A 4,628-nucleotide genomic window follows, 5' to 3' on the forward strand; every position below is an offset into this window, starting at 1 on the left:
ATGATAAACGAAGGTTGCAGCCGTTTCCGCCTGCAACTCAACGTTCATATTCTATTAATTTAACTAACTTATTTTCCTAATTTTTCCGGTTTCACATAATCCTCAGAAGGTACAAGCAAGTGTGGCTTGTCTTCATCCAACCATCTCTTGAAGGATACAACTGCTACACCAACAAAGAACATTATTGGGAACGCAACAACAAGTGATGCTGTTTTAATTGGTACCAATCCACCTATGTTCATTACAACAAGAGCTACTGTTCCAAGCATCAATGCCCAGAACATTCTGTTCCACCATGTAGGCTCTTCATTTTTCTTAAGATCTTTAGATGCTACCATTGCCATACAGTATGCAGAAGAGTCTATTGTTGTAGCTGAATAAACAAATCCGATAAATACAAATACAAGAAGAATTATTTGTTTACCTGGCAAGACCATGAGAGACCCTACAACGGCTGCGTAATCCCCTTGAGTCTGTGCTACCTCTATGAATGGATAAATTCCTGATAATTCGTTGAATAGAGCGTTGTTTCCAAGTATTGCAAAGAATAATGCACAACCTAGAGAACCTCCGATTAACACGCCAAGTCCAACTTCCCTGAAAGTTCTTCCTTTTGAAACTCTTGCAATGAATATTCCCATATATGGTGCATATGCAAAATACCATGCCCAGTAGAATACTGTCCACCACTGAGGGAACATGCTTCCACCAATAGCATCAGTGTAGAATGACATTCTTAAGAAATTTGTGGTTACATACCCAATACTATTGGTAAAGTTGTTGATTATAAAGAATGTAGGTCCAACTATGAATACAAAACTGCACAGAATAAGAACAAGCACTATATTTATATCACTCAGCATCTTGATTCCTTTTTTAAGACCAAGTGTAACCGATAATGTAAACAGAGCAGTCCAGATAATAACAACCCATATATCCACTGAATATGTATGCGGAACGTTTAACAGTCTACTTACAGATTCAGCAAGCATTGGAGTTCCAGCTCCCAAAGAAGTTGCATTTGCTCCAAGTAATCCGAAAATCAAAAGGAAATCTATAAATTTACCTAGAGGACCTTTGGCATTTTTTTCGCCGATAACACCAGAACAAGCAGTACTAAATCTCATTGAATCCGCGCCTCTGTTCCAATAAGAATATCCTATAGGGAAAGCCATTATACAGTATATAGCCCAACCAACTATGCCCCAGTGGAACAATGGATATGCTGAAGCAACTTCAGCAGCTTCAGTCGTTAATGCTTCAATTCCAAGAGGTGGATTAACATAGTAGTAATACCATTCTTTTGAAGCCCAAGCTAGAAGTGATGTTCCTATACCTGAACAGAAAAACATTGCCAGCCAGCTGAAATTATTAAATTCCTTCTCAGCCTCAGGACCACCAAATTTAACGTTTTTGTACTTACCAAAGGAAAGCCATCCAATAATACAAGTAACAATTATAGCTGCCCATATATATACCCAACCCAATTGATTGGTCATAAAGTTGAATATTCCTTGAAGTACTCCTCCCATAGAATCCTCAAATGTAACCATTACTACAACTAATATTGCAATCAGGGAAGCCGCTCCCCAGAACAACGGTTTGTCAACCGCTGCGTTTAAAGGCTTGTTATTTTCGTTTTTTTGTGACATAAAAATCCTCCATAACTATTATTTTATTTTAAAACATTGTCTTCTTTCTGTTAATAATGAATGAAACTTACGAAGGATTCAGATAACAATAACTATATTGTAACATAATTTCACCACCTAGTCTTTATATTATAAATTTAGTTGAGTTGATTAATTTGTTATTCGATATAGAAATGGTTCAATTGTATATCGAATGTTATATAAATCAATACGAAACTTTTTGTAAGATAAAACTTCATTGATGTTAATTTCCTTTAAGAAATCACTTTGTTTTCTTTTAATTCCTCAATTTCAGTATCTGTAAAACCATGTTTTTTCAATACATGATTGTTGTCTTCACCTAATCTGGATGCACCTTTAGCGATTTGAGCAGGTGTCCGGTCAAGCTTCATTGGATTTCCAACTGCCCGGTATTTACCTATTGTCTTATCATCTATTTCAACCAGCATTTCTCTGTCGCTTATCTGCTTGTGATTCATAATTTCCTCAACGGACATTACAGGTGCATTTGAAATCTTCACCTCTGAAAATGCTTCTTCTAGTTCACTCTTGGTTCTTGTGGACATGAAATCCCTTAAAATCGGGTCAAGCTCCAAAAAGTTTTTACACCTTAGTGCATTAGTTGCAAACTTTGGATCTTCAATCAGCTCAGCCCTATCCATTACCTGGCAGAACTTGTCCCAGCCTTTCTCACCTGCAAGTCCTACTGAAAAATATCCGTCACTGCATTCATATACATCATATGGCACAAGAGTAGCAGCATCGTTGTTTCCGCATCTTGTAACTTCCTGCCCAAGCATCGAGTTGAACAATATTGGACTTTCCAGTATGGACACCATGGAATCAAGCATGGCTACATCAATTCGTTGTCCTTTTCCTGTGTTCAGCTTGTCTATATAAGCCATAAGAATTCCTATTGTCGTATTCAAACCAGCCATTGAATCCGCTATGGCTGGTCCAGCCTTGACTGGAGGCATTTCAGGAAAGCCTGTCATATCCATGATACCGCTCATAGCTTGAATTACATTGTCAAATGCAGGATAGGATTTCATCGGTCCCGTCTGACCATAACCAGAAACAGATGCATATATTATTTCCGGATTGACCTTGATTATGTCTTCGTAACCCAGTCCCAGTTTTTCCATGGTTCCAGGCTTAGAGGATTCCACTATTATGTCAGCTTCCTTTATGATCTCCATTATGGTTTCATAACCCTTATCCGATTTGAAATCTATTTCCAGGCTGTATTTGTTTCTGTTTATTGAAGCATAATAACCACTTTCATCATTAACCATCGGTTCCCAATATCTGCTGATGTCACCGATTCCCTTTCTTTCAATCTTTATTACTTCAGCTCCAAAATCTGCAAGTTGAAGTGTGCAGAAAGGACCGGGATAAGCTTGTGTAAAATCAATGACTTTTACTCCATTCAATATGCTCACAGCTTCACCTCCACACCTGTTTCTATAATACCTGCCTGTGACAGTTCGATTATTTCATTGTCTGAATACCCTGCCTTCTTCAAATAGTATTCAGTATCTTCACCCATCAAGGGAGCAGCCGTATCAATACTTCCAGGAGTTCGTGACATGTTAATTACAGGACCAGGATATTTTATTTTCCCAAGTTTCTTGTCTTCAACCTCCCTGATGACTTTTCGTTCCACAATCTGTTCATTGTCCATTATTTCACTGACATTTCGTACAGCGCTTGCAGATACTCCAGCCGTGTTTAGCTTATCTTCAATTTCAAATTTTGACATTGCCGAGAATGCGTTTTCCAGCTCCTGTTTAAGACCTTCTTCATAGTGCATGTCCCTGAGTTCATTGGTCTTATAATCAGCTTTGTTAAGCAGATTTTGAAGATCCAATACTTCACAGAAGATCTTCCATTGCCTCTCCGTGGAAACCGCTATCGTTACATATCCGTCTTTTGTTTTCAATGTATCGTATGGTGCCATTGACGGATATGCGTTTCCAGCTCTGCTTCCGCAGCTTCCTTTAAGTTCGTAGATAGCCTGGGCTTCCTCAAGGACTGAAAACAGACTGTCCAGTATTGCAATATCCACCTTTTGACCCTTGCCTGTCTTGATTTTGTTGATTATTGCAAGGTTTACTGCAGCAGCCATGTACATGCCGCTTAGATGATCTCCAAAAGCTGCGCCCACCCTGGTAGGAGGCCCGTCTTGAAAACCGGTCCTGTCCATTATTCCGCTCATTGCCTGAAGGTGAATATCCAGACCGATCTTGTCTTTCATTTCACCTGTCTGTCCAAATCCGTTAAGAGAGGCATATATTATTTCAGGATTGATCGCTTTCAGGGTTTCATAATCAAATCCCAACCTCTCCATGCTTCCCAATTTGAAATTCTCACAAACTACATCAGCATCCTTTATTAGCCTGTATATTATTTCCTTGCCTTCTTTTTCAAAAGCATTCACAGACATGCTTTTTTTATTTCTATTAAGAAAGGCATAGTATCCGCTGTCTTCGCCTACCATAGGTTCCCAATATCTTGCCAGGTCGCCTACACCGGCTCTTTCTATCTTTATTACTTCGGCTCCGTAGTCAGCAAGAATCATTGTTGCAAGACTTCCCGCATGGGCCTGTGTAAAATCTATAACTTTAATTCCATTTAATGGTTTCATCTTTACTCCTAATTTCAAGAAAGCAGCTTTGCTGCGTTAACTAGGTCACGCTTCATGTGACCAAAGCGGTTATTAAGATGCGAAAGAAAGTTTCCTTAACCGCATAACACCAGCGTTTCAAGGGGTTATGCATATTTTAACTTTCCTAAGCTGAATTCAGTCTTAAATAAGTTTCCTGAATTCTTCAAGGTTGTTCCATGCCGTTGAAAGATCCATTTCTTTGTTCTGAAGTTTTGTTACGATCTCAACAATTTTTTTGTTAAAAGGAACTTCTACTCCAATTTCATCTGCAATTCTTACAGTCTCACCGTTTATGTTGCTGATTTCAC

General features: G+C 38.7%; 4 protein-coding genes. All 4 read right to left on the reverse strand.

What is annotated here, in order from left to right; genetic code table 11:
- Positions 1-68 precede the first annotated feature (68 nt).
- Positions 69-1,652 (reverse strand): BCCT family transporter, encoded by a 1,584-nt coding sequence (locus AC3AX0_RS07710; protein ID WP_487549724.1) that lies wholly within the window; start codon positions 1,650-1,652, stop codon positions 69-71.
- A 254-nt stretch (positions 1,653-1,906) separates the two neighbouring features.
- Positions 1,907-3,094 (reverse strand): CaiB/BaiF CoA transferase family protein, encoded by a 1,188-nt coding sequence (locus tag AC3AX0_RS07715; RefSeq protein WP_487549725.1) that lies wholly within the window; start codon positions 3,092-3,094, stop codon positions 1,907-1,909.
- Positions 3,091-4,299, reverse strand: coding sequence for a CaiB/BaiF CoA transferase family protein (locus AC3AX0_RS07720; protein ID WP_487549726.1), 1,209 nt, complete (start codon positions 4,297-4,299; stop codon positions 3,091-3,093). The genes AC3AX0_RS07715 and AC3AX0_RS07720 overlap by 4 nt, the downstream gene beginning before the upstream one ends.
- A 162-nt stretch (positions 4,300-4,461) precedes the next feature.
- Positions 4,462-4,623 carry a hypothetical protein gene (locus AC3AX0_RS07725; RefSeq protein WP_487549727.1) on the reverse strand — a complete coding sequence of 54 codons (162 nt, stop codon included), beginning with the start codon at positions 4,621-4,623 and terminating at the stop codon, positions 4,462-4,464.
- Positions 4,624-4,628 lie beyond the last annotated feature (5 nt).

This window comes from Dethiosulfatibacter sp., assembly GCF_983023055.1.

Excerpts from the sequence above, each read along its gene's own strand:
- AC3AX0_RS07710 (WP_487549724.1), bottom strand. The coding sequence starts at position 1,652 with ATGTCACAAAAAAACGAAAATAACAAGCCTTTAAACGCAGCGGTTGAC.
- AC3AX0_RS07720 (WP_487549726.1), bottom strand. The coding sequence starts at position 4,299 with ATGAAACCATTAAATGGAATTAAAGTTATAGATTTTACACAGGCCCAT.